The organism is Ochrobactrum sp. PL_is501 (assembly GCF_055816895.1).
Map to the genome: position 1 here is coordinate 161,982 of NZ_JBVPGR010000035.1, position 25,495 is coordinate 187,476.

Sequence of the window (25,495 nt, forward strand, 5' to 3'; positions counted from 1 at the left end):
TTCAATATGTACGCACGCTGTCCCAGACGTTGCAAAGATTGCGGTAGCGCGCGGTCATGTCGGCGATTGCTTCTTCGTCGCTGATCAGGCCGTTCAGCCATTTGCGTGCAGCGTCGCCGAAGATCGTGCGTCCCACCGCGAATCCTTTGACGAGGTCAAACTCGGCTGCAATCGCAAGACTGGCCTCTAGTTCTTCGGCAGGCGCGTCCAGCCCCAAAACAACAATGCCGCGTGTGTGCTCATCATTGCGCGTGATAGCGTCACAGGCATTGGCCCACGCTGCTCTGGTTTTCATGGGTTCGAGTTTCCACCAGTCGGGATAGACGCCGATCTCGTAGAACCGCTCGATCACGCGCGCTGTGGTATTATCGTCAATTGGCCCCGCTTTGGACGGGATGATTTCCAACAAGAATTCCAGTCGGTTGCGCCGAGCAGCTGCGAAAAGGCGTGAAACAGTTTCTTCCTGTTTTGCCTTGAACTCGGCAGTATCGTCGGGATGATAGAAGCATAGCAATTTTACGACATTCTCGACGGGCCACTCGACCAGTCCGCCACAGTCCGGTCCGAGTTCGGGTTCCAGCTTGAGTGGACGCGAACCAGGCCATTCGGTGGGCCGTCCGATCCACAAGCCTGTGCCCGCGGCCCGGTACAGGGCATCTCGCCCCAGTCGCCCGTCACACAATATGCCATAGCCGTCAGCGCCATTTGCCACCCGTAATGCGGCATTCAGGCAGAGCTGTTTGAACTCGCCGATCTTTTCTAGCGAAACGCCCGCCTCGGCGGCTATTTCTTCCAGCTGGATGCGGTGGTCGAACGCAAAGACGCGCATATGCGGCCAATGACCGTTGCGGTTTGTAGACCAATGGATTTGCTCCAAAGCGGCGTCCTTGCGCAAAGCCTTGTTGCGGATGCCGGTGCGGAAGAAATACTGAAGTTCTTCCCAACTCGGATAGGCTGGCGTACATCCATGCCGCGAGACTGCGAAAGCTCCGCAGGCATTGGCAAATTTGAGGCTCGTAGGCCAGTCTTCACCCTTCAGCCAGCCTCGCAAAAGCCCGGACATGAACCCGTCGCCTGCGCCAAGCACATTGAAAACATCGATCGGGAAACCTTCGCCGCTCTGCCCCTTGTCGAGGCTGTCGGGAATTGGCCCTTCGAAAACTACAGCCCCCATGGGCCCGCGTTTACAAACCAGCGCAGCATTCGTCACGTCGCGCACGGCTTTAAGCGCCTGCAACGTATCAGTCGAGCCGCCAGCAATATGGAACTCTTCTTCCGTTCCGACAACGAGATCAAACAGGTGAAGCGTCGATTGCAGTTTCGCAGTAACGGCCGCAGATTCGATAAAACGGTTTTCACCGTCGCCATGGCCGGAAAGCCCCCAGAGATTCGGGCGATAATCTATGTCGAGTGCTGTCCGGCTTCCATTTTCACGGGCAAGACGAATTGCCTTCAAAACAGCCGCTTCCGTTTTTGGATGGGACAGGTGTGTGCCGGTAGCCAACACGCAGCCAGCTTCGGCGATGAAGGCCGGATCGATATCATCCTCGCACAAAGCCATGTCGGCACAATTTTCCCGATAGAAGATCAGCGGAAAATGCTGCTGGTCGCGAATGCCGAGAATGACGAGGGCGGTCAGGCGTTCGGGATCGGTGGCGATGCCACGCGTGTCCACGCCTTCGCGTTCCAGTTCGCGCAGCAGAAAACGCCCCATATGCTCATCGCCGACGCGGGTGATCAAAGCCGATTTGAGGCCAAGCCGCGCGGTCCCGGTGGCGATATTGGTGGGGGAGCCGCCCACATACTTGTTGAAGGATGCCATGTCTTCCAGAAGGCCGCCAACCTGTGCGCCGTACAGGTCAACCGAAGATCGCCCAATGGTGATCAAGTCGAGCCGCTTCACTGCCATCCTCCCTCGCTATTTTCTTATTGCTGCATGACCGCGCTTGATTCATGCGTCATCATGCAGTTATTCCATTTTTGATTAAAATGGATTTATTATTCTATTTCAACCAAAAAATGGAATAGTGTGCGAGAGGGGTCAGTCGCTTTGGCGTGCTGTGCCCACAGCAACGGCCAATGCTATGGCCAGACAGAGCGTCGCGGAGAGTGAGCGGAATGCACCGAAATCCACCTCTGAAACCAGCAAAGTCTGCTTGGCGAATTTGCTCAAGGGGCTCACAAATGTGTCGGTGATGCCGACGACATCAATACCCCGCGCGGCGACTGCTTCGGCCATGGCGACAGTTTCGGGCGAGTATGGGGAAAAGGTGATGGCCAGAAGCACGTCGCCTTCGCGGATAGCATGCAGGTTTTCCAGTTTGCCGACGGCACTGTGCAGCATTGCGGGTACTTGCATTTTCTCCAGAGCGTAAGCCAGATAGCTTGCGACGGGAAATGCGCGGCGGATGCCGACAATGTGGATTGTCTGCGCACTGGCCAGAAGCTGAACGGCCTTCTCGAGGGCTTGCGGATCAATGGTTTTGAGCAAACCTTCAAGGGAAGTGCGCCCGGCCTCGGCAAATTCGGCGAGGAGGGCAGGAGCGCTACCCGTTGCTGTTTCTCGCAAATGTTGCAACCGGGTCGAATAATCGGGCCAGCCGCCCGCATAGGATTCCCGGAACAGCTTCTGCATTTCCGAAAAACCGGAGAAGCCCATGATCTGGCAGAAACGCATGAAGGCGGAACTCTGCACGCCTGCGCCCTCGGCCATCTCAGCAACGGTTGACACAGCAATACGATCCTGATTGGCAGCAACAAAATCGGCACACTGTTTCAGTCTTTTTGGCAACCGGTCGGAAACCTCCAGCAGTTTCGCCTCGAATTCCTTGATATTCGTAGGAACGCTGTTTGATGATGGTGTAGGGGAATCCATCCTTGGCCTTTCAATATGGTCTCTTGACAATCTTTATGTCACATTCTAGCAAAATAGAATAAATATTCTATAGCATATCTTCGGTTGACTGAAGATGGCCGTTTCCTGGGAGGATGAGGCAATGGTGACACGTCTGGCACTGCTTGGTGCGGGCCGTATTGGCAAGGTTCATGCCGGCGCAATCGCCGCGGACAAGCGGGCTCAACTGGTCGCCGTTGCGGACGCCAACGAGGCGGCGGCGAGGGCAATCGCCGATTCTGCCGGTGCGGATGTTCGCACCATCGACCTGATCGAGCAATCCGACGACATCGACGCAGTGCTGATTTGCACGCCGACCAATACCCACGCCGATCTTATCGAACGGTTTTCACGCGCCGGCAAGGCCGTTTTCTGTGAGAAACCTATCGATCTTGATATTGCACGTGTACGAGCCTGCCTCGCCGTCATTCGCGAAACCGGCGGTAAGGTGATGCTTGGTTTCAATCGCCGTTTCGATCCGCATTTTGCAGCAGTACGCAAAACCATTGAAGACGGACGTATCGGCAACGTCGAAATGGTAACGATCACCAGCCGCGATCCCGCTGCTCCGCCTGCCGAATATATCAAGGTATCGGGTGGCATTTTTCGCGACATGACAATCCACGATTTCGATATGGCGCGTTTTCTGCTTGGGGAGGAAATAGAGAGCGTATCTGCGTCGGCGGCGGTCCTTGTCGATCCTAAAATCGGAGAACTTGGCGATTTCGATAGTGCGAGCGTCATTCTGACGACCGCTTCCGGTCGACAGTGCGTTATTTCCAATTCGCGACGTGCTTCCTATGGCTACGACCAACGTATTGAGGTCCATGGATCGCTTGGCGCTGTTTCGGCGGAAAACCAGCGCCCGGTTTCGATAGAAATAGCTTCCAGAGATGGCTATAACCGCCCGCCGCTGCACGATTTTTTCATGACGCGCTATACGGCTGCATATGCTGCGGAGATTGCCTCGTTTATTGATGCGCTTGATACCGGAAAAGCGCCCCATCCTTCAGCAGAGGATGGACTGCAGGCTCTGGCTCTCGCCGAGGCCGCTCTTCGCTCGATCAAAGAAGGCCGCACGGTCAAAGTTGCGGAAGTTCTCGAATAAGGTAGTAATTTTGTTTGCCTTTTCCCGCATTCGGCTGCGAAGAACGGGAAAGTAAAGATTTCAACTAGTTGGAAGAAAGTGCGGCCCAACCTTTACCCTCGGAATTCCGGGCTTTTTCGTTCAGGCGGGCCGCACTTTCCAAGGGTACAAAAACAAAAAAAGCCCCGCTCGGTTAATGGCCGAGCGGGGCTTCTCTATTCTTTGTCTCGCGATTTTACAAAGCGCATAAGGCGGTCTGCCAGAATGTCGGTAATCCACATTGCTATGACGCCGACGATGAAGGCCGCCGCATTGTTCGTTGCCTCGGGCGCGCCGTCGGTTGGCATGGGCCAATTCATCATGCGGGCGTAGTGGATGATTGGCTCGGTCAGATAAGCGGCAGCAAGCGCGCCGCAAATCGGGGAGAAGACAACCTCGCGGATTTTGAACTGCTTTCGGGATAGTGCCCGAAGAAAGCCGCCAGCGGTGCCCGCAACGATGAAGTTCGGATTGAGGCCGAGGCTCGCAAGGAATTCATGAAGCGACATTGCACCATTCTTTCCGGGCGGCATTGTTGCCCTTAATCTCGATCCTCGTTTGTGCCGTGTCGTTCTTACTCGACGTGATCGGCAACCAGACTGCGCAAACTGCGTTCGTGTCCACATTCTGCTTAATCCCTTGTCCACTCGTCATCGAGCATCCCGCCGCGAGCATCACGCTCGGCAGAAGCGCGAGCATCGGCGGCACGGCCGACCCTTTCGATTTCCTTTTCATAGCTATCCGCCTTGCCCCTTATGTCTTCGGCGGACTGCACTTTTTTGCCCGCGGAAAACGCTTTGTATAAAAGGGCGGCTATTGCAGCCGCCCCCGTTAGAATGCCGAGAAGGATCGCAGTCATGGGCGCTACGCCTTCGGAATGAGTTTAGGACTGATAAGGTCGGTAATTTTATCGTCCGTCAGCTTGAAGAAGCCGACCGCATCGGGAACCGATTGCCGAACGTACTTTGTCGCGGCCAAGAGCGCCGGATTACTTAGGTCAACGGGTTTACCAACCAGCTTGCTTTCCAGATGCCCGATTGCGAGCCGAGCGGCATTTTCGAGAGCCGATTGAAGCGCCTCGCGGTGCTTCGCTTCGATTGCGATGCCGGTCCAATCGGTAAACCGCTTGATGGCATAGCCCACGCCAACGGCGATCGCAGCCGACGCGAGGTTAAAGAGAAGCGGGTTCACGCTTTCAAAAAAGCCGGGGGGTGACGATGCGGCCTCGGCCGTCGCAACGGCCGGGAGCGCGAGGGCAAGAGCCGCAACCGCGCACACTGCCACGCCGATCATAGAAAAAAATCTCATTCCGAATTCTCCTTCGGTTAGAGGATGGTTTTGACGGCGGCGCGGAATGCGTCGCCGACCTTAGCGGCCGTGTTGAGCGAAGGCTCAAACGGCAAGATCGCAATGTCCCATTTCCCCCGCTGTTGGATGCCAAGCGTGCGCTGCACTTCGGCGTGCGAAAGCACGGTCGACGGGGTGACTGGGATCGAGTAGCGGCGGCATAGGTCGGCAACGGCCTTAATCGCCGCTTCCCATTGCTGCCGGGTGATTGGATATTTGCCAGCATTGAACGGCTTCTCGACCGCACCGGCCATGCCGCAGAGCGACAGGCCAATTGAGCCGCTATTGCAATTCAACGTGTGGGCGGCATAGCCGGATGATACCGGCGCTTGGTTTGCAGCGATCGACGGATCGCCTTTCACCGGAGTGCCATCGCCTTCGATAAGCACATGATAGTGAGCCTTATCGACCGCGCTCGCCTTGTTTGCCCCGGCGGTCCAATGGACGATGACACGTTGCATTTGCGCCCAAGGGAGCCATTCTTCCGGCAGGAACCGAACCGCAGGGCTTGGTTGCGCGCCCCCTTTGCCTTCCAATGCAGTAAGCGCCGCATCGATAGCGGAGAGCGTTTTAGGGCCGATCAGGCCGTCAGCCGCACCCGGATTGTAGCCGAGCGAAGCTAACCGCCGCTGAATAGTCAGCACGGTAGTCATGTTCTGTCCTTTGGTTTTGTGATGGCCGGTTGCTGCGGCCCTTCTATGGGGTAGGGGTTAGTCCGGGGTGCTCCATCCGCCCCCGCCGCCAGTTACCGGCGTCGGGGTATTCTTTTGGCGGCGCGGGCCTTTTCGGCTCTTGTTGGAGTTCTTGCGCTTGTCCTTCCCGGCGTCGCCCTGCGGCTGTTTGACGTCGAGGCGGGTTACCCAACCAGTCGAGCGCGAAAAGTCATGATTGACGGTGTCGATGCGGTACGTTCCATCTATCCCGGGACGCGAACCACTAAGGTTGACCGATCCCTCGGGCTGCGCATCGGCGTTGCCGTCGATCGTGATCGAGCCTTCGCCCTTGGCGCGCTCGCTGTCCGCCTTCCGGCTTTCTGACAAGCGCTTTGCCTCGGCAGCATCCCCGGCCGGAAAGCGGCTCATAAATTCGGCTTTGGCCTTTTCGTCCTCAATCTCGACTTCTTCCGTTTTCCACGTGCCTGTTTTGGCATCGTACCAACGGGTTTTAGTTTTCGAATATCGAGGGCGGCCGGTGACGGGCGCGATATCCCAAGCGATAAGATTGTCGCCGTATGTCGCGTTGATGATAGCAAGCGGTTTGCCACTCGCTGACTTGCCGCCGTTGCGTTTGGCAAGGATTGCAACGTCATTCGAGATTTTGAATGTCCCGCCGACTTCACGCGCGAGACGTTCGCCAAAATGAATGAAGCTCTCCGATTGCATCGCCCAATAGGGACGAATGATCGATGCAAGCTCCTCGTCGACGCGAACGGTTTCGATCCCGCCGAGCTTTGCCGCCTCGGCGAACACATCGCCGAGCTTCTTTTCGTCCCAATGCTTTTCTTGCTGTTGTTTCGGTTTCCCTTGTGCGTCGAAGCCTTTTCCGCTGATCGACAGAACGCGGCCCTCGCTCCGCGATCCTTTTGAACGGACCTCGTCAACCACGCCACGAAAAGCAACGCCCGCGCCTTTTCCGGCGGCTCCAAGAGACACAGAAATCGAAACGCCCTCGCTTGGCAGGAGAATTTTCCCGTCCGCATCGTCGAGGTCAATGCGGACTGTGTCACTCGAAGCACCGGCTTTATCCGAGATATTCAGATTGAGAAGCCGGGGCATAAGAGCGCTGGAAATGTCGCGCCCGTCGACGATGACAACGCACTCGGTTTTTTTGCTCGTTGCCATTTAATCAATCCCAAAGATGAACGGTGTCCCGTTCCTTCGTCTCCAATTCTGGCGCATCGACCGGAAACAGGATTTCGGTTCCGACCGGAAGGAAGGGGCCGAGGTCGGCAATGCCAGGGTTCAAGTCGAGAACGCGCTCAACAAAGCCGGTGGGCTGCCTTTTGAAGCGCCGCCAAACAAGAAGGGGAAGCGTGATAGCTTCCCCTTTGACGACGATCGTTTCCGCGTTGCCTTGGTAACTCATTCCAGCATCCCTATGACCGATGCGAAATAGTCAGCGTCTTGCGGGGCATCGCCCCGCAGCAAACTTATTTCGACGTTGATTTGCTGCCCGACGCCCTGCGCTGAAAGGTAGGAACCTTGTTCCTTAACCCCGGTCACGCCAAACCAGCCGAGCGGCTTTCCGTCACCTCGCATGAGGTATTGAGGAATGCCGCTTTTTCGGATGGCGTGAAGCTGGTCGAGCTTTTCAAGGCCGCCGAGCTTTTCGGGGAACAGAACGGCCGAGAACGAAAAGCTCTCTGTAGCTTCGCCGACAAATTCCAGTGGCGGGCGTCGGCCCATTACTGGTTTCTCGACATAGTCGCCGCCGTTCTCGCTGTCGGTGCTGGTCGGATTGAGCGGCCAAATCTCGAATGACAATGCGCCGAGAAGGAAAAGCATTATTCAACCCCTATATCAGCGTGAAGCCCCGAGATTGACGACGTATCAAGGCGCGGTGAAATCACCGGGCTAAGGGTCGTCGCCATTTTTTGTTTGATGCGAGCCATGAACGCGTCAATCTGCGCCTCGGCCGCCGAAAGTTCGGTCGACAATGCGGCGTTGTATCCGTCCATCGTTTGCTTAGCGGCCGCCGCGGCTTCGGCAGGCTGCGCCTGCGGTATCGCCGCATTGATTTGCTGATCGAGCATAGAGCGCTCGGCCTGCAAATTGTCTCGCTCGATGTTCGGCATGTCACGCATTGCCGGGTGAGTGTTTTTCTCAATTTGCGCAAGTCGGGCGTCTATTTCCGCTTGGCGTGCTTGCCATTCGGAAATGTCATGCGCCCGGCCTTCTTCCGGTGTGGCTTCCGGCCCGACGCGCTGGCTTCCGCCGACTTTTGACGGGTTGATGCCGGTCTTGCTTTCGATCCACGCGTCAATGCCGCTCGTCAGGCCCCAAAGATTGCCCTCGGGGTCAACAGCGTCCAGCACTTCCTTGACCGTCCAAGCGGTGCCGATGATACCGGCACCCTTGGCAGCCTTGCCGAGAAGCGAACTTCCCTTCGATGCTGCGCCAGCCCCTGCCGCCGCACCTGCGGCGGCCGCTCCGGCTCCGGTTGCGCCAGCGGCCCCCGAGATACCCATCGCAGCGCCTGCGACGCCGAGCGCACCGCGCCCGACCTTTGTCACAAGCAACAGCATCGCTAGAAGGGACGTGAAGAATGAAATCACGCCTCCGCCGACAAGGGCAATTGGCCCGAGTACACCCGCAATCATGAGGGCGTAAGTTCCGAATTCGAGGAGCTTAGGGTTCGACTGCGCGAGAGATTTCAACCCGTCAGCGGCGAGCTTGAAAGCTTCGGACGCGGTTTTCAGGACGCCGCTTTCTGCAATCGACACAAATAGATTTTCGACCGACGCTTCGAACTCGGCCCAATCGCCTACGATGCCTTTCATCATCGTTTTAGCCATGCGGTCGGTTGCGCCCTTCGAATTCTTCTCGACGTCGGACAGGGCCTTATCGAGATCGCCCGCGAGAAGCGTAATCAGTCGCGAACCCTGTCGAGCGTCAAAAATGCGGGCAATGTCGCCAAGGTCAGCACCCTTTTCGCGTAGCGCGCGGATGAAGCCGAAAAAGTCCACTTCCGAACCGGCGGCCGTGAGAACGTCCGTAATCGTTTCGGCGAGCTTCGACTTGTCGACGGCCGTGCCGTCGCCGCCGATGATTTCGGCAAGTTTGGCCGATAACTTGCTTAAAGACTTATTGAGGCTCGGATCGTTTAGAACCTGCTCGATTTGCTTCGCGTAGGAACTCGCGTCGATACCGTCAACGGCGAGCGATCCAATAATATCCTTCGCGCTGATCTGTCGGCCGCCCTTCACGAACTTGTTGATATCGACGTTGATCCGATCGAGGGCTTGAAGCATAGGCTTCGTCGGTCGGACCATGCGGACGAGAGCGGATCGCATCGCGACGCCGGCTTCGCTTGCCCGAATGCCGTTACGGGCCATGACCATTGAAGCGGCGGCAACCTGTTCAATCGACATTCCCGCAGCGGCGGCCATCGGGCCGACGTACTTGAATGTTTCGCCCATCATTCGAACGTCGGTGTTCGAATTCGACGCGGAATAGGCGAGGGCGTCATTGACGCGGGTCAGGCTGTCCGAAGCTTGCTCGACCGTCTTCATTGGTAGGCGCATCGCGGTCAGAATATTGGTGGCGATATCGGAGCTTTCTTTGATCGCAATGTCGCCAGCCAGCGCAAGGTTAAGCATGCCCTTCATGGAACCCATGATCTGGTCATACTTGAACCCGGCTCGGCCGAGTTCGTAAGCGCCTTTCATGATTTCGGAGTTCGTGGCCGGGAAAAGCTCGTTGAGTTCCTTCGCGTAGCTCTGGATCGACTTGCGCTGTTCGTCGGTTATGTCCGTAACAGCTTGCAGAGAGTTCGACGTCTTTTCGAAGTCATAGACCGCGCGCGCGCCAAAGAACGTCAGGAAACCAGCGGGCATTGAAAGCCCGGTGGTCATGTTGTGAAGGTTTCTCTTTAGGACTTGTGTTTGCTTGCCGACGTCGGAAACCATCGTGCTAACCGCCCCGCCAATGGCGAGGCGGCGCGCATTCGTGCTGTCAACGGCATTGCCGATACCCCGAATGGAGTTTGCCGCCGCGCGGGCGGGGCCTGCAACGGCATCGATCAGCCGAACCGTGAGAACGGAAGTAAGATTTGCCATTTAAATACGCCTCGGGGGTAGCTGCGATGCCGTTTCAAGCCAGTCGAGGAGTTCACCGACTGGCAGGTCGAGAAAGAACGTTAGGGGCGTGTTGGTAGCGTTGGCGACGAGGGCTATTGCTCGTCGCCATTCGTCGCCGCCCCACGCCCCGGAGCTTCCCCCGTGTTGAGGGCCTTTGCAGCGATATCTTGGAGGTCGGCGACGTCCAGTTCCGCGGCGGCCTCACCGATCCCGGTCAAACGACCGACGATGGAAATCATTGCCGTATAGACGCGACTGTCTGGCGGCGTCATCTTCGATGCGATCTTTTCGAAATCAGGCTCGGAACCGGCAAGCTCTGCCGCGACTTGCGCATTGTTGATTTCTTGGGCGGCCTTCGCGTTCGACGAATAGAAGCGCATCAGGTCTGCCACGTCGTCACCAATAACGACCATGTCGCCGCCCTTCGGCCTGCGGATCGTAACCGACGACACGGTCGAGCCGTTGATTTCGATCGGGTATTGAAGCGTGTGCTTTGTCATTTGGGAACCTGAAACAGAAAAAAGGCCCGCATGAGAGCGGGCCGGGAAGGAGAGCTATTCAGCGGTTAGCCGCCGTTGCTGATACGAAGGATATTGTTGAAGTCGGGGTCGGGATCGACCCCGCCTTGACGAAGCGTGTTCGTGAAGAAATCCCAATAGAATTCTTCCTTGCCATCGAAGAAAACTTCGTAATGCAGCACCTCATTGATGGAATAATCGTGTCCCATCGTTTCGCCGCGCTTGAAGGCTTCGGGTGCGACCTTGGAAAGACGGCCTTCGATAATGGCTTTTGCTTCCAGAGCGTCGCCCGTCTTTTTGTCCCGCACGACGCCGTAAGCGGTAAATACTTTCCGCTTTGTCGTTCCGAGGCCGAAGTCCCGCAGGAGCGGGGCGTCCCAACCCTTAAGCTTGAACGTCGGCTCAAGCTTCTGAACGCCGACGGCGAACTCGACGCCAACCTTGCCGCCGCCCGGAGTGTGGTCGACAAGCGTTTCCTGCAAGTCGGGTAGCTTCAATTCCTCAAGAGTGAGGAATTTCGAGTTCTTCGGATCGTGGTCGCCGACGAAAAGGTTCGCAGCCTCCATGATATAAATGTTCGACATGATTGATTTCTCCGAAATCGAGGAACAAGAGGAAGCGACGGCGGCCTAAGCCGCCGCGCGAACCGGGTTAAGCTGCGACGTCGAGGCTCGTAAGCAGGTCGTCGAGGAGGGCATCAAGCGCCGGGCGGTAGCGCGCCGACTGGATGCCGATGTAGCGCAGGACGGGCGGCTCCTCGGCCTGAAACGCCACGGTAAAGCGACCAAGGCGAAGCTGTTCGGGGCTGTTCGTGTCCTTACTGAACCCGACCCGGAAACCGAGAAGGTCGCCGGTTGCCTGAATGTCGCGAAGGCCGCCCTTCATCGTCGCGAGAATGTCTTCGATAGTCCCACGGTCGATATTGCGGCGGCCGAGGAAATAACGAAGCGTTTTGATAAACATCAGGTGGATATAATCGCGGCCGCGCACCTGATTGTAGAAGCGCCAAAGCGTGTCTTCGGAGCACGTGTCAGTGCCAACGTATACATATCCGCCATCCGCGATCGCGCCATCGGAGCTTTCGCCCCGGACGATAACGCCGATGTTCTTCGCGAGTAGCTGTTGACCTTCTGTCGCCCCGTCGAGGATCGAGAATTCGATCGGACGCGACGGCCCGACGATCCCGTAAATCGGCTGGTTGGCCCACGAGTGGAACGGACGTCCCTGAAACTCATGATCCCGACGAACGGCACCACCGATAATTGCAGGGGAGGCAGGAACGACGACGACTTCGCCGTCATCGTTCATGTACTTGACGCCGCCGTCGACCGCAATGATGCGCTCCGATTGAATGCTCTCGCGCCAAGCAATAGCGGCCGCCTGATTGGTCGACGGGCCATCGACAACCGCCACGGCGAGGAGACGGTCGAGAAGTGTCGGCAGTCCCGCAACGATGGCATTCGCGCTTGCGCCTTCCGCAATCTGTGACGTGTAGCCAGGCACGCAAATCAGGCGGGGCGTGAGGCCAAGTTCCGCACCGGAATTAAGAAGCGCATACATGCCAGTTCGGTCGTTGATGTTGCCGCGAAGGTTCGCAATCGTCGCGGCGACGTCTGCGCCTTCCTCAACGCGAACGCCGATGATCGTCGCGGCCGCCTGAAACTCCCCGAGTTGCTGATTGATAAGCTCAACCGCAATCGGGCCGGTGCCCGTCTTCCCCATCTTCGACAACATGGCAATGTCGTCAGAATAGAACTGCACGACGCGGTCATAAGGAAAGGCGTCTGCATCCGCTGCCGGCGCAGTGAACACCATTCCGACAATTGACATGTTGGTCAGGATCGCGGGCCGTGGCTCGTTATCTATGCGAGTAATCGAAAGGCCGAAGGTAGGGTCGCTCATTCCATTTCTCCTTTGTGAGCAATCCAGAAAACGAAAAAGCCCGGCGCGATGGCCGGGCTTCGGTGGTTCTTAAAAGTAAAAAGCCGATTACGGGCGGCTTTTAATGGCGTCAGCGGCGGTTGACATTTTCCCCGACACGATGGAATACGAGGCTTTATGGTCTAAATTTTAGATCGCGGGGGCCACATGACCAGACCAACGGTAGTGACGCTATCGTCTATTCCTTCACGCTTTCATTTGCTTGAGCCAACATTGAGGTCGTTGCTGTCGCAAAGCGTCAAGCCTCATGAAGTCCGCGTCTATATCCCGAAGACGTATCGGCGCTTCCCAAATTGGGACGGTACGTTGCCGGTGGTTCCAGCCGGAGTTCGCATTGTGCGATGCGACATGGACTACGGGCCTGCAACGAAGGTTTTACCTGCTGCTCACGACCTGAAGCACCAGAATGTTGACCTCATCTTTTGTGATGATGATGTGCTTTATGACCGGCATTGGCACCGGAGACTGAAAGAAGCCAGCGAGCTGCACCCGAATGCGTGTATCGTCGAGAAAGGCGATAGCTTCCCCGATATCGCTGACGAATGTAGGTCGCCGGAACGCTTGCCGCGCGGAAAGTCTCGCCCGAAGGACTGGCGGTATAGGTTGCAGCGTGCGCTTTATCTATACCGGTATAGGCCAAATCGAACGACTCCCGGTTTTGTGGATATGATTGCTGGATTTGCTGGCGTGCTAGTCCGTCCTGAATGGTTCGATGAAGCCTTTTACGAAATCCCCGATGTAATGTGGACTGTAGATGATGCGTGGCTGTCAGGACATTTGGAGCGGGTCGGTGTTCCAATCTGGATGACAGGCAAGGGTCTCCATGTTGTGGACAACGGCGCAGCCGGGATTGATGCTCTCACAGACTTGGTCGAAGGCGCGCATGACCGAACAAATGCCGATCTGCTTGTCATCGAATATTTCCGTACCCATTACGGAATTTGGAAGAAAGACGGGGCTATTGACCCAAAAGCTGTCCATCGAACCCGTTCAATGGCCGAAATGGCGAGAAGACGGGTACAGGAGTTGAGTGCTGATGTGTCAAAGTAAAAAGGTCTTCTCCAATTTAATTTGTAGTTGACAGCAAGGATTTAGTCCTAGTCTTCAAACCGAGCCATTTGTTTTGCGTTCTACCAGCAAAAAGCTTGTAAACTCCTCTCAACAATCTTTATGCGCTTCATTTAAGACAGTGCGGGCGGCAGCGCCGCTCCCGCAGTCCACATTATATCGATATCGTCCGGAGACTTACCCACTCCGGGTTCGGCCCCCAATTCATCAAAAAGTGGGTCGAGGCGGGAAAATTGGGTGACGCTTGCAAGCTTGTTCTTCGCAATTGTACTTTTTGGGTCGGGCCAATTGGCAATAGCGATATTAATTGCATCCCGAAGCCCCGGTTCAAGGTCGATGATCGTATCTACGCGCCACTTTTCAAGCAGAGGCATTTCGGCCCGCAATTGTTCCGGCGTTGGTTTCGGAGGCGCGACATATTCGAAGATCGAACCGTATTTACCGGCATGGGCGTCCTCCCAAAGCTTCCGGCCGTATTCCAAATCGTAATTCTCACGAACGCAAACTGGAACCGGGCCAAATTCTGTGGTGACTGCTGTCCCGCCAAGCATTGTGTGTTCAGGGTCGAGCCATTTTAGACCGATTACGTCGATAATTTTCATTTACCCTATCCTTTGGAACATTCCTGACGTTTTGCCGCCCGTAGCATGAGCGACGGAACGCCATGTGCCATAATTGACAAAGCTTCCCGGATAACTCCCTGACGAAGCCCATCGCATCACATTGCCACCGAACGTGTCGCCGGGGCCGTAGCCACCGTAGGGGTCTAGGAAAGCGTAGCCGCCGACTGGCACAAGTTCTGCCAACATGTAATCACGGGTGCGCCAGTAGGAACGGTCTTCAATGACCCCATTGATATGCGCCCAGCTTGCACCCCCCACAGTATTTGCGTTGCCTGCACTAGTTGCGTAATTCACGCTGAAGTTGGCGGGGTTCCATACGCGATAAATACCGGCATCGCCTTCGGCACCAGTGCCGCCCCAAACCCACGTAGGCTGACCGGGCTGACCGCTCCATTGAAATTGAACAGGGTGGCCGTCGGAGCGACGAGGAAAAGCGGAAGCACCTAGCCTTGCGGTGTTCAAGAAATCAGAAAGCTTGCCTCCCCATGCAGACCCGAAGACGTTGCCGTCGGTCTGCAAGTTGGCTTCACCGGCATATATCCAAGCGGTAGCACGAACATCACCCTCCACCTTTACGCCGGACGGATCATTCGTATTTCTGATAAATCTGATCGGGGACTTCAACCAAGTGCCCGTATCCGGGTTGTAGCCAGCCAGAAGCAAAGAACCATCTGTTTCGATAACGAATTTCCAGAGGGGGAAATCTTTATTGCTCCAACCCAATCCAAGAACATGCGCGCCACTGGCGTTGGTGCCGTTTCGAAAATGGGTTTCGCCGTTCACCTTTCCGCCAGTGATCGGAAGATATTCCATAGCGGGCAACTGGGCGGCTGGAACCTTGCCCGTGCCGTCGAGACTGGCGACACCGTTCGCCTTACCCTTGTCGACCGTCCCGAGAGCATCAAGGTTTCCGCGCCCTTGCGCCTTTTGTGCGAGCGAAAAGCTTTGCGCAGCATCGACCCGAACTCGCACTCCCAATGCGTTGCTAACTGTGGTCGCGAAATGGGGGTCGTTGCCAAGGGCGTCAGCAAGTTCTTTCAACGTATCGAGGGCAGCGCCAGAACCGTTTACCACCCCGTCAATTGCGGCCTTAATCGCGGCGGCAATTTCTGCGGCCGTCATGCCGTCAGTAATGCCGTAGCCTTCAAGCGTCGTCGGCTTGTCCAGCAAATCAGCAAATGAATGCTTGTGCGTGGATAGCGCCGTTTCCGCTTCCTTTACCTTTTTATCGATAGCAATAAGGGAGGCCGCAATTTTTGCGACCTCCTCCATTTGGATGCCTTTAGGGGACGGCAAAGGCCATTCGTAGTTTGCCGTGTTGGCCATTTATCACACCTTTGAAAGTAACATGCGCACCGCCGACAACTCCGGCCGCGCCGCTGGCGTGCCGGTAATCGTAATCAGCGTGCGCGCATCGAGGTTGGCCGCCGGGTAGGCGGATCGGATAAAGGTTTGCTCGACGAGGCCGTCGCCGAGTTGGGTTGCACTGGAAACCGGGATGTTCGGGTAGTCTCCCGGCATTCCAATTTGGACAGTCGCAGATGAACCGGCAGGCAAGCGGGCGTCGAGCGTCACCAAAACCCGATTTGCGTCGGTGGCGTCGATAGCTCGCGTTGCATAGTTCGCGGTCGGCTGTAACTCGCCCTCGATAATCTGGATATCGGGGAACAAGAATGGCGTAATGCGTTCGGTTCCGCGCAATACTGCCTCGACTTGGATATCCTCGTTCTGGATATACTCGTCGAACCGGATCGTTTGCGAAGGTGCCGAAGTGATGACCTCTCCGCTTGGACGGCGGAGCCGGATCGAAATGTCGACCGACGGGTCGGGGTATTCGACGCCAGCACGGATAATCACGTCGGACATTTTGTTCGCTTTGAACGTGCCAATCGGGATAACCCGTTCGACAGGATCAAACCGGCAGCCGAGCATTTCAAACCAGAGATCGGCCTCATTATGGACCGTCCAAGTCGAAGCGTTCGACGACGAAAGAAGTACGCCGACCGTGAACGGCTGTTCCGAAATCACCGCGTTAGTGTCGAGGTCGATCTTGCCAATCTCGGCCACAAACAACGAATGCTCCGCATCGTCTGTCAGTGCAACGAAAGCAAATTCCCGGCCGCCTTGCAGGAAAACCGGGAAGTTGAAACGAGCCGTAAAGACTTCGCCTTCGACAAGGTCAGTACCGGGAACGAATGCTTCGGCGAGAACGGTTTGCGTCGGCATGCCGACCTCAACCGTTCGAAGCTGCACCGCAATCGAGTTGCTTCGCGATCCCACTTTTGCGCACATCAACCGAATGCCCGAGAGGCACCACGATTGAGCGAGCGTAAAAGTCTGTGCAAGCGGATCGTGCCCGGCCCCGCCATCGCTACCGCCCTCGCGGCGGATTGGCGTGGAATTGTTCGCCGCAACGTTCGTCACGTTGGTGACATTCGTCACGTTATTGATAACGGTGTTGTTGACGACGGGTTGGGGCATCGTGTCGGTCGTCGTTTCGAGCGACGACGTGAGGCGATACTCTTCAACCGTGATCGATCCGCGGCCGACGTAAGTGCAGCCCGCTACCGTTCCGACAGAGCCTTCGAAGTAAATCGACTTTGAACCGGCCGGAACGTTGGGCGGCGTGGTGAAGTGCCCCGTAATCAAGCCGTCCTCGTCGGCCGGTCCCGACACAGTAGGCACAACGGGCACGCCGTCGAACTCGACAATCTCCAACGTTTCATTTTCGATAAAGCCTTCCAGCCGGAAGTTAACGTCGCGCTGCCGTATGAACTCGGCGTTGACCACACGCTCGCTGACTTTCTCGACCCTTTGTTCAAGCGAGATACCGCTAATGAACTCGCCTTCGCCGGCTTCAAAAGCCTGCGTTTCCGGTGACGTCCAAACGGTTTGTTTGTCGGTCCAAATGTCCGTTGAAGGCTCGACGCTCGCGCGCCCCGGCATTGGAGTGAACGTCTGATAAGGATTGATCTTCATCGCCTTGCTTCGCCGTGGCTGGCGAATGACGGCGACTTCGACGAAATCCAGATGACGGATGCCCACAAAGGCGGGGAATTCGTGCAGGCGAGCGTAGATCGGCAGCGTCATCTTGCCGCCGAACACGGCCGCCGTCTGTGCAATGCCCTGATCGCGCATAGCATCATTGCGCAGCGGATCGACAAACAGCCCTCGCTTTGCTCCAACATCGCGAGCCGACACATCGTTCTTAAGACGCTCCTGCGCGACAAGGTCGTACACGTCGAGGAGCATCGTTCGAATGTCCTGAATTTCGCTGTAGGGCACATTCCTGACGCCGGTTACCTCGACGAGAGGCTTTTGTCCCCAATCGTTCGATATCCGGGCAAGTTCGATCATGCTGTCCGATACAATCGGAGGGCGAGGGCGAGACACCGCAGAAGTGCCCGTCACGTAGACCATGGAGCCGGTCATATCCATGCAAACGGCATCAATGCGCGGTAGCTTGTACGCGTAATCAATAAGAACGTTCGTATCCTTGGCGGCCCCGGTCACAGTGACAGTGTCGCGAGTGACCTCGTCCGGCTGTACGTTCTCATTGTAGCGATATTTGACCGTGTAAGTCGTTCCCGGTGCGGGTTCCGGCCCGGATGGCGACCAGTCAATTTGCCCCTGCGAAAGCAACCAGCTTGCCGGCGAGGTGTAGACCGTATTTCCCTGTTTGATTTCAAGGATCGCGGTGACTGACGGGTGTTCCAGTGGGTCGACGACACCGGAGTAAGGCCCATGAAGAACGCTTTCGGTGACCTCCTTTTCCACCGTTACCCGACGAACGCTTGAAATCGGTGCTTTGGAAACCTTGAACGTCTGCGTTCCGCCGGTCGCCTCGGTAAAAGGGTGCGGCTCGGCGTCAACGTTGCGAAGGTCCGGCTTCTCCTCAACATCGAACGGGAATGATTGCCGCCGCACAATGCGGCGACCATTCACATAGGCCGTCCCCTCGGAAACAGAAAACGCCTGTTTGCCGTCGGGCTTCGGCCCGAGGGCGGTAATCAAGAAGCCGTTGAAGACATACGAGCCGTTGCTCTCGCGCGAATAGCCTTCGATCGCCTTGTAGATTTCCGAAAAGTCGATGTTTGTTGACGTTGTGAGGATAACGCCGTCCCGGACCTGATAAACCGAAACAAGCGGCTCGGGGTCGCCGTCCTGTGAATGCCCCCAAAGGACGGTAATTTCAATTCGGCTCGGCCCTTCCTCCATGTAGGCTTCTGTGCCGGGGATTGAACCTTTCAAATCCACGTCAACCACATCGGTTACGAGGACTTGCGAGCTTCTGACACCGATTGTCAGGTCGCCTTTGTTTGGAAGAACAAAGGTCGCGGCGGGCACGTCGTGGACGATACCTTCGATGTAAATCGGGCAGGCCGGGAGCCGCACGCGAATATGATCGTCATCCTCAATTTCGACGACCGGGTCTTGGCCGTCCATGACGCGGCCGTCTTGAAGGATATAGTCAAACCCACGGCGCATATGATCGATTTGCATCGACTGCAATTCGTTCAAATCGGTCGATTGAAGATAGATGCCCTTCTTGTCACGGCCGACGTCCTGAAACGCGATTGCGTGGCGACGTAGTGCGCGATCAAACCGATCGCCATAACCGGCGCGCTTAATGATGCTGTTCATGGCACCTCACATTGTCAGAACGAAAGTAAACGTTTGGCCGATCGAGCCATCGCGAATGATCGGCGAGAACCGGTCGACCTCGATCATTTTCCCAAGATCGACTACGTCGGCGAGGGGGACATACATCTGACCGGCTGGCACGCTTTCGGCCAATTTTGTACCGACATACATGCCCGTTTCGCGCAACGTGTTGCTGCTCGCGTCGTCGAGATCGAGTTGAAACCGTATGAAGACGTACCCGGTCGGCTCGGAGCTTTGCGAAAACTTCGCGCCGTCGGCCATGACGATTTCGCCGTTTGGATCAGGCACGACAAAAAACTTGTCGCGCGTCCTCGTCATGCCAACGGTATTTTCAAGGCCAGTCAGCACCGACCATGCGGCGTCTTGGGCCGCCTGTTCTTCTGGCGTAGACGGCCGGGGCTGATCGTCCCATTCCGGCAAGCCTTCGCCGACGGCAAGAAAGAGCGTCATGTCATAAAGCGCTTTCGCCAGTGCGACGCGCCCGTCTTGGGTAAAGACAGCCATTATTCAAATCCTGTTTGGACACGCGGCACCGGAGCGCCGAAAGGTTGATGAACAAACGGCGCATTCTGGAATGCGACCGTCGCGCGGTTGCGGTAATCGACCCGAACCGCCGCCAGCGACGCGAAGCGCGTCGAGTGCTGGCTCATTGGAATGATTGATTGGACGGTTCGAACCGTCTCAATGTGTTGAACGTCCTTGACGTCGACGCGCCCGCCAGTGGGGACAATCACCTGCTTGCGGTGATTGACGCGGATGGAAACAACTGGTCCGCCGGGTTCCTTTCGGGTGCCCGACCATGTGTTTAATCCTGCCCCGCCATTGAGCCGGTGCTCATTCAATCGGAACGCCCTTACGTCCCATCCCGCGGTCAGGCGGGCGAATTCCGAGCGCAAGGGCTTCGACGACTGGACTAGCTGCGTCGTCGGCCGCAAGAATTGGGTATTGGTCGGCTCAAATGGCAGGTGAATTTGAAACCACCACCATTTGCGCGCTGTCGCTGGAAACTCCTCGATATCGCCATCGTGGTTTATCCACCGCAAGGACTTATGGATCGCTGCGGGAGTTCCTATAATTCTCTGCCACTGGATGCCTTCGCGAATGACGTCGCGAAGGTTCGGAAGAAACTCGGCGACCTCCGACAAACCGTATTCCGCGACGAGGTAGGGAATAACCCTGTCGATCGGGTGGAACTTAAACCCGCGCAATTCGACGATGCCGGGTGACAGTTCCGGGGTTCGGTCAAGAGCCTCCGAAAATGCCTTTTCCAGCGCCGTCGCATTGCTCGGAAGCAATGCGATACGTTCGGACATCAGTAATCGCGCCCCATATAGTTGAGTTTTATCTCGCCGATGGCGATTGCGGTGCCCGGCGCGGCAATAAGAGGAGCGGTCGGACTAACCATTTCCACGCGCTGGACGCCTGACACGTGCAAGCGAGCCTCGATCCATGACGGCACGAGGTCGAACCCGATCCCGGTTTCCGTTGTCCAAGCCTTCCGAAGCGCATCTTGAAGCGGCGTCATATCCGCAATGGGAGCGGAAGGTAGTAGCCAGACATTCGCCTCGACGTTTGTCCGGTTCTGAACGGCCGCTTCGACGACGACGGTATCGTTTAGCGGACGAACGTCGTCGCTCGTGACGATTGCACGAACAGCGTCAAGCATGGCGTCGTCTGGAATGCCGTCATTGTCGCGTGAAAGCACGGCGACATGAATAATCGGCCAAAAATCCTCACGATAAACGGCGACGTCCCGGATACGGACGTCGGCGCGTCTGGCGGCCGCCTTGTACCAATTCGCGCCGCCCGCAGGCGAGCGCGCTTGAATAGCGAGAACGGTTCGGCTCCGAAGGGCTTCGTCATCTTCGCCTTGCAGGCGCTCCACATCGTAGAAGGCTGCGAGGTGGTCAAGATCGGCACCATTCGCAAACGCCAAAAGGTTCGCTCGCGCCGCATCATTCACGCGCGCGCGGAAAAGTGCTTCGCGGAACGATGCAACTTGCATCAACTTATTTGCGAGCGCGCTTTCGAGCGCCAGAGTTGGCGCGATGGCGGGAAACAATCGAATAAGCTCATTCTGCATGTCGGCGAGAATTTGCTCGAATGCAATTGTTTCGATCACGTCGGGCGAAGGGTAACTTTCGAGATTGATTGTCATATCAAAACCAGCCCCCGGCCCACGGCCCCGCTAATGGTTAAATGCTTCGGACTGCCCGACGTGAAATTGCCGATCAGCGCTAACGGGCGATAATCGCCCTCAATTCGAACCTGAAATTCTCCGCTTCGGTTTACGGAAAGCGGCGTTATCCTCGCGATCTTGAAGCGAGGCTCCCACTGGTCGATTGCTGACGTCACGGCCGCAAAGAACCGGACAATCGTTTCAGTGGTCAGATTTTCGCCCATCAACGGCGGAACGATCGATCCGTACCATTCCCGCATGACACGCTCGCCGAAGAATGTTGACAAGAAATCACCGATACATTGTTCAACATGCGCCCAACCTTCGATGATTTCCCCGGTTTGCCGATCAATATCGATGCCGAGGGCAGAGTTAAGCGACATGGCATATCTCCCGGCTATTTCTCGGCTTTTCGCCGCGGTTGCTTGCGTTCTTGTTCCGGCCGCTCGGCAGAGGGCGGGAGCGCGATTGTTCCTAAAGCCAACTCATAGGCGGCCTGACTGTCGGATAGGGCGATTTTGCCGTCCTTCGGCTTGCGCTGCCCGGCGATCCAGTCGCCCGCGCGTTCGGTCACAAGATAGGTCTTTTTCATGGCATCCTCTTTCTATGGAATGCGGAAGAACGTCCGCCCCGTTGTCGGGTGCCCGCACGTTGCAAGGTGCCCCTCCCGGCATACGGCAATGCCGCCCGCTCGAAAGGTTGGGGAACCTTCAGCCATGACCGGGCTGCTATGCGGGAAAATTCCATGCCCCGAAACCCGGTCGCCCTTGACCGCAATAGGTTGGCCGTTGATGCGAAACCAAGGCACTTGCAAGCCGAGTTGCACGCCCCCGGCCGTATCGACACCCACTAAAGCAATGCCCGGCATGGTTTACCCCTGACTAAAATCAAAATCGGGCGCGACAGCCTTTAGGCCCGCGCCCGTCAATTCCATTGTGGTGCCGTCGCACTCGATCAGCATTCGCGGCACTTTGACCACAAGCTCGTTTCCCCGAGCTTCGATCGTAAGCGCGCCGAAAGTGATGACGTTCTCGTCGCCCTTTTCGCTTGGTGACTTGTTGATGTCGCTCCATGTCATCGGAACGGCCAATCCTTGCCGGAAATCGCCAGCGCCACTTAGAACCGTCATTTGCTGCCCGACGGTTGGGGGAGCGTGAACCTTTAAGCCGCCGGCAACCTGCGCATACGGGATTGGAGGCGAAAGCATCGGCTCTTTGTCGCTTCCCCCAAGGCGAACGCGAACCGTCCCTCTTTTGGGGTCGACCTCCGCGACCGGGCCTTGCTTAATCATGCCGTCGAAGCGTCGCTCAATCTCGGCCGTTCGGCGAAGCACCTCGACGAGTAGCTTATCTATCCTCATTTCGGCTTCTCCGGCCCATCGACTTCGACGGCTTTTTGCTCGTCGACTGAAAAGCCGTCAGTCATTTCGACGGCAGCAAGCTGGACGATTTCGGATATCTCAACCGGCTTGCTGCCGATGATATCCGTCTCGTCGTTTGCAAGGCCAAGCTGGCCGCGTGCGAGTTCCCAAGGCAAATAGTCACCGCCTGTAATCTCGGCTTCGATTAGCTTCGCCATGTCAGCGAAATCGCGGTCGGCCTTCATGGCCGCAAGGACACGCCCCCAAGCGCTTCCCGGTGCGGGCGTTTCGCCCGGTGTCGGTTCGTTGATATGGTCGATTGAGTAAATGTATTGTCGGGCTGCATACCGTACGCCCTTTTCTTCGTCCGCACCGCGTCGGCTTGAAATGGAATGCACCTTTACGACCAACGTTCGCCAGAGGTCGCCCCATTCCCCGCCATCTGCGGAGAGGGCTTTTGCGATTTGCCAGCCAACAATGCCGACGGTCGCCTCAAGCCCGGCATCGCTCGCCGGTATTGATATGACTTCGGTCGTCGCGCCTTTGCCGACTGCCACTTCGATTTTTTGAGTAACGGCAACCTCAATCACTAGTTCGAGCTTATGATTGCCCGCGCGCAGGTCTCTACCTTCGATATCGACGTTGTCGTCATCCGTGGTGACGACGATTACCGGCCGAGGTTCGCCCTTTGCGACGAGGTTGACCGGATTTACCTTGCTGTCGAAAATCCGATCCTCGGCGAACGTTCGATCCTTCAAAGCTCGGATCGTGGCGAGGCGAACGGCGAGGGCTGTGAGGCTCATCGGTTTCCATCCAAAACAAGAGAAACGACAACGTCGCCACGGTCGGAACTTTCCGGCGCGCGGGATACTTCATAGGGCGGCTCCTTCGGCCGCTCGATAAGGAGAATTTGATCGCCTTCGCGAAGCTCGAATTTCAACGCTTCATAGACCGGAGGATCGAACCAAATGGCCGCCTCGCGCTGTGAAAGACGCGTTGACGTGTTGATCTTCGTGCCGCGTCGCGAGCCGTCGAAAGGTGCCGTTTCCGGCGTCAATGAAACGACGACGAAGACGTCTACAATTCGACGGTCAGGATCGGGAGAAGGGCCGCTATAATCGCTTTGAATGCGAGGTACGACCCGAACAAATTCCCCAAGCTCACGCTGCACCGCCCCGAAGGCGGTGCGCGCTGCGATGCTGTTGAGGCGCATGGCGGTTAGGTCCGCTTGCCCTTCAAGAGCACTTTTGGACGGGTGCAGTACTGGAGGGCATTCATCTGCGTATCCAGATTTCGGCCCTTGCCGTTCTGCATTGGCCACTGTCGGTTATAAAGGCGCTGGCCCATTGTATTGACAGTGTCCTCATAATCCGCAGGTGCGTAGGCTGTTTTGAACAAGCCAGGCACACCAACCGGAAACAGGTGGCAGCTATCGGCGTCGATAAAGGTCGCAGAACCGACAGAGCCGCGATAGTTCTCCCAAACGATGCCGCCGAACTCGAAAATGCCGTAGCTTGAGCGGTTCGGACCCACATAGCCGTCGCGAAGGATTTGCGCTTCGGACCACCCCTTATACGTCTCGCGAACTTCACGATGCGTCAGAAGGTCATCGAAGAAGTTGTCACCAACAAAAGCGTGCATTCCAGTGAACGGTACACCGCCAAGGCTGTCAGCGGTCCGGCGAACGACGGACGCACACTTCTTGCGAAGAATGCCTTCTCCGGGGTTTGCTGCGTCGAGATCGAAATCGATCGCCGCCGACTGCTGGACACCGAATTCCGTAAAGAGGTTCAACGTCGAACCGTCAGCGTAGGTAACTATACCCTGCACAGCCCCCATACGCGCGAATTCTTCGGTCGCAGCCATGCTATTGACATGCGTTACCTGCCGCTGTCCAACCTTCTGCATGACAGTCATCAACGCGCGCTCTTGCCCGAAAGCGCGGACGTTCTGCACTTCTTCCGCATAAATCGCGTCGTTGATTTCAAAATGCGGAACGATCAGCGAGCGCAGGTCGCGCTTTTCCTTGGCAATAGTCGTACCCGGGCCACCGCGAGGAGTTGGCGGCACGATAACCAGAATATCGCCCTTCTTCTCGATGGCGATCGTCGTCGTATCGACGCTTTCGACCGCAAACAGCCCCATTTCGCCGATGCGACCGGGAACGAACTTCAGTTCGTTGATAGCGTCGGTCAGGCTTGTGGTCGAAAACGCCGCGTCGTTAAAAATATCCAACATCTAAGTTGTCTCCAAATTTTCGGAATGTTGTGCGTTGCTGCGGCGGGATGCGTTAGCGAACAATGATGCCGAGGGCGGCGAGAGCGGAAATTGCGGCGGCCTTTTTCTCCGCCGCGATTACCTCCGGCCATGCGAGGCAATGAGTATTCACCTCGGCGTCACGGCGAAGCGCCGCAATCTTGACGGTTTCACCTTCGCCGGTGAGGGCTGGATAGATCGCGATGGCGGCGGGCTTTTCGCTCCCGTCATCTCCGTTCGGATTGTAGGCCACCGCCTGATAATCTCCGGCCTCAACGCCGACGTTCACTTCAAAGCGGTCGCCTGCGGCGAACGGAGTGCCCCCGGCCGCGATGGTGAACTTGACCTCCTTATTGAAGGCTGTTCCTACCGTGGCATTGCCGATGTTGACGCCTGTCGGGTCCTCAACTGCAAAGGCAGTGTCGGACGTCGCGATCGCGACATAGGTGCCGTTCTTGGCCTTGGACGATACCGGGGTGCCCGCCATCGTAAGCGTGCCGTTACCTGCATTTTCGGCTCCTGCAACGACCGTTGCGGTAACGCCGTTAGCCATCGCGAGAAACGCCAAAATCGTTCCTGCCTCAATGGCCTGTTCCGCAGCGACCGTCACGTTTTCGCGCGAGCGGTGGCCGTTGGCCTCGCTCAAGATAAATTCGCCCGCGTGGCGGGGTTCGACGAACACTTTCGACATTGTTCAATCTCCAATGAAAGCGATTTGGGA

29 protein-coding genes are annotated in these 25,495 nt (G+C 56.8%); 2 read left to right on the plus strand and 27 right to left on the minus strand.

The genetic code is table 11. The features are described 5' to 3' along the window. Position 1: 1 nt before the first annotated feature. Both AC0TOF_RS11990 and AC0TOF_RS11995 read right to left on the minus strand, forming a co-directional pair. Positions 2-1,909, minus strand: coding sequence for a bifunctional 5-dehydro-2-deoxygluconokinase/5-dehydro-2-deoxyphosphogluconate aldolase (locus AC0TOF_RS11990; RefSeq protein WP_473768402.1), 1,908 nt, complete (start codon positions 1,907-1,909; stop codon positions 2-4). A gap of 132 nt (positions 1,910-2,041) precedes the next feature. Then, positions 2,042-2,875, minus strand: a complete 834-nt coding sequence (locus AC0TOF_RS11995; protein ID WP_122001910.1) for a MurR/RpiR family transcriptional regulator — start codon at positions 2,873-2,875, stop codon at positions 2,042-2,044. Positions 2,876-2,996: 121 nt separating this feature from the next. Between AC0TOF_RS11995 and iolG the strand changes: the two genes are divergently transcribed. Further along, positions 2,997-4,001, plus strand: a complete 1,005-nt coding sequence (iolG, locus tag AC0TOF_RS12000) for an inositol 2-dehydrogenase (RefSeq protein ID WP_473768403.1) — start codon at positions 2,997-2,999, stop codon at positions 3,999-4,001. A gap of 194 nt (positions 4,002-4,195) precedes the next feature. On the opposite strand, the gene AC0TOF_RS12005 is transcribed toward iolG, so the two are convergent. The 11 genes from AC0TOF_RS12005 to AC0TOF_RS12055 form a co-directional block, all read right to left on the minus strand. Continuing rightward, positions 4,196-4,528: a hypothetical protein gene (locus AC0TOF_RS12005; RefSeq protein ID WP_151651022.1), complete on the minus strand. Its 333-nt coding sequence runs from the start codon at positions 4,526-4,528 to the stop codon at positions 4,196-4,198. 122 nt (positions 4,529-4,650) lie between these two features. Continuing rightward, complete coding sequence (locus AC0TOF_RS12010) at positions 4,651-4,878, minus strand: hypothetical protein (protein ID WP_473768404.1); 228 nt, start codon at positions 4,876-4,878, stop codon at positions 4,651-4,653. Between the two features lie 5 nt (positions 4,879-4,883). Further along, a complete protein-coding gene (locus AC0TOF_RS12015; RefSeq protein ID WP_473768405.1) occupies positions 4,884-5,327 on the minus strand; it encodes a hypothetical protein in 444 nt (147 codons plus the stop codon). Between the two features lie 17 nt (positions 5,328-5,344). Next, the gene (locus AC0TOF_RS12020; RefSeq protein ID WP_063881997.1) at positions 5,345-6,019 is read right to left on the minus strand and encodes a peptidoglycan recognition protein family protein; all 675 of its coding nucleotides are present in this window, start codon (positions 6,017-6,019) and stop codon (positions 5,345-5,347) included. Between the two features lie 57 nt (positions 6,020-6,076). Next, entirely contained in the window at positions 6,077-7,207 is a 1,131-nt protein-coding gene (locus tag AC0TOF_RS12025; RefSeq protein ID WP_151651024.1) for a phage late control D family protein, read from the minus strand. A 4-nt stretch (positions 7,208-7,211) separates the two neighbouring features. Further along, a complete protein-coding gene (locus AC0TOF_RS12030; RefSeq protein ID WP_006472365.1) occupies positions 7,212-7,451 on the minus strand; it encodes a tail protein X in 240 nt (79 codons plus the stop codon). After that, complete coding sequence (locus tag AC0TOF_RS12035; RefSeq protein ID WP_151657822.1) at positions 7,448-7,870, minus strand: phage tail protein; 423 nt, start codon at positions 7,868-7,870, stop codon at positions 7,448-7,450. Before AC0TOF_RS12035 ends, AC0TOF_RS12030 begins: the two co-directional genes overlap by 4 nt. After that, on the minus strand, positions 7,870-10,143 hold the full coding sequence (locus AC0TOF_RS12040; RefSeq protein ID WP_473768406.1) for a phage tail tape measure protein: 2,274 nt from the start codon (positions 10,141-10,143) through the stop codon (positions 7,870-7,872). The genes AC0TOF_RS12035 and AC0TOF_RS12040 overlap by 1 nt, the downstream gene beginning before the upstream one ends. 113 nt (positions 10,144-10,256) lie before the next feature. After that, positions 10,257-10,664, minus strand: coding sequence for a phage tail assembly protein (locus tag AC0TOF_RS12045; protein WP_473768407.1), 408 nt, complete (start codon positions 10,662-10,664; stop codon positions 10,257-10,259). A gap of 65 nt (positions 10,665-10,729) precedes the next feature. Continuing rightward, positions 10,730-11,266, minus strand: coding sequence for a phage major tail tube protein (locus tag AC0TOF_RS12050; protein ID WP_006472360.1), 537 nt, complete (start codon positions 11,264-11,266; stop codon positions 10,730-10,732). A gap of 67 nt (positions 11,267-11,333) precedes the next feature. Next, positions 11,334-12,584 carry a phage tail sheath family protein gene (locus AC0TOF_RS12055; protein WP_473768408.1) on the minus strand — a complete coding sequence of 417 codons (1,251 nt, stop codon included), beginning with the start codon at positions 12,582-12,584 and terminating at the stop codon, positions 11,334-11,336. 186 nt (positions 12,585-12,770) lie between these two features. Here AC0TOF_RS12055 and AC0TOF_RS12060 point away from each other — a divergent pair, with 186 nt between their 5' ends. Continuing rightward, a complete protein-coding gene (locus AC0TOF_RS12060) occupies positions 12,771-13,673 on the plus strand; it encodes a glycosyltransferase family A protein (protein ID WP_473768409.1) in 903 nt (300 codons plus the stop codon). Positions 13,674-13,804: 131 nt separating this feature from the next. Here AC0TOF_RS12060 and AC0TOF_RS12065 read toward each other — a convergent pair whose 3' ends face one another. From AC0TOF_RS12065 to AC0TOF_RS12130, 14 genes are read right to left on the minus strand one after another with little or no spacing between them, the layout of a single operon-like run. Further along, positions 13,805-14,293 (minus strand): hypothetical protein, encoded by a 489-nt coding sequence (locus AC0TOF_RS12065; RefSeq protein WP_473768410.1) that lies wholly within the window; start codon positions 14,291-14,293, stop codon positions 13,805-13,807. Next, a complete protein-coding gene (locus AC0TOF_RS12070) occupies positions 14,294-15,640 on the minus strand; it encodes a hypothetical protein (protein ID WP_473768411.1) in 1,347 nt (448 codons plus the stop codon). Between the two features lie 3 nt (positions 15,641-15,643). Continuing rightward, positions 15,644-18,958 carry a DUF4815 domain-containing protein gene (locus AC0TOF_RS12075; RefSeq protein ID WP_473768412.1) on the minus strand — a complete coding sequence of 1,105 codons (3,315 nt, stop codon included), beginning with the start codon at positions 18,956-18,958 and terminating at the stop codon, positions 15,644-15,646. A 6-nt stretch (positions 18,959-18,964) separates the two neighbouring features. Further along, complete coding sequence (locus AC0TOF_RS12080) at positions 18,965-19,483, minus strand: hypothetical protein (protein WP_006472985.1); 519 nt, start codon at positions 19,481-19,483, stop codon at positions 18,965-18,967. Then, positions 19,483-20,292 carry a phage tail protein gene (locus AC0TOF_RS12085; RefSeq protein WP_473768413.1) on the minus strand — a complete coding sequence of 270 codons (810 nt, stop codon included), beginning with the start codon at positions 20,290-20,292 and terminating at the stop codon, positions 19,483-19,485. The genes AC0TOF_RS12080 and AC0TOF_RS12085 overlap by 1 nt, the downstream gene beginning before the upstream one ends. Next, a complete protein-coding gene (locus AC0TOF_RS12090; protein WP_151657829.1) occupies positions 20,292-21,137 on the minus strand; it encodes a baseplate assembly protein in 846 nt (281 codons plus the stop codon). Before AC0TOF_RS12090 ends, AC0TOF_RS12085 begins: the two co-directional genes overlap by 1 nt. After that, positions 21,134-21,541 (minus strand): GPW/gp25 family protein, encoded by a 408-nt coding sequence (locus AC0TOF_RS12095; protein ID WP_473768414.1) that lies wholly within the window; start codon positions 21,539-21,541, stop codon positions 21,134-21,136. Before AC0TOF_RS12095 ends, AC0TOF_RS12090 begins: the two co-directional genes overlap by 4 nt. Positions 21,542-21,555: 14 nt before the next feature. Next, positions 21,556-21,750, minus strand: coding sequence for a hypothetical protein (locus AC0TOF_RS12100; protein ID WP_151657831.1), 195 nt, complete (start codon positions 21,748-21,750; stop codon positions 21,556-21,558). A 12-nt stretch (positions 21,751-21,762) separates the two neighbouring features. Beyond that, a complete protein-coding gene (locus AC0TOF_RS12105; protein ID WP_473768415.1) occupies positions 21,763-22,026 on the minus strand; it encodes a PAAR domain-containing protein in 264 nt (87 codons plus the stop codon). A gap of 3 nt (positions 22,027-22,029) precedes the next feature. Beyond that, the gene (locus AC0TOF_RS12110) at positions 22,030-22,518 is read right to left on the minus strand and encodes a phage baseplate assembly protein V (RefSeq protein WP_473768416.1); all 489 of its coding nucleotides are present in this window, start codon (positions 22,516-22,518) and stop codon (positions 22,030-22,032) included. Beyond that, entirely contained in the window at positions 22,515-23,321 is an 807-nt protein-coding gene (locus AC0TOF_RS12115; RefSeq protein ID WP_473768417.1) for a hypothetical protein, read from the minus strand. The genes AC0TOF_RS12110 and AC0TOF_RS12115 overlap by 4 nt, the downstream gene beginning before the upstream one ends. Beyond that, positions 23,318-23,731 (minus strand): hypothetical protein, encoded by a 414-nt coding sequence (locus AC0TOF_RS12120; protein ID WP_473768418.1) that lies wholly within the window; start codon positions 23,729-23,731, stop codon positions 23,318-23,320. The genes AC0TOF_RS12115 and AC0TOF_RS12120 overlap by 4 nt, the downstream gene beginning before the upstream one ends. Before the next feature lie 5 nt (positions 23,732-23,736). Then, positions 23,737-24,756 (minus strand): major capsid protein, encoded by a 1,020-nt coding sequence (locus AC0TOF_RS12125; RefSeq protein ID WP_473768419.1) that lies wholly within the window; start codon positions 24,754-24,756, stop codon positions 23,737-23,739. 52 nt (positions 24,757-24,808) lie between these two features. Then, the gene (locus AC0TOF_RS12130) at positions 24,809-25,465 is read right to left on the minus strand and encodes a head decoration protein (protein ID WP_473768420.1); all 657 of its coding nucleotides are present in this window, start codon (positions 25,463-25,465) and stop codon (positions 24,809-24,811) included. Between the last annotated feature and the right edge of the window lie 30 nt (positions 25,466-25,495).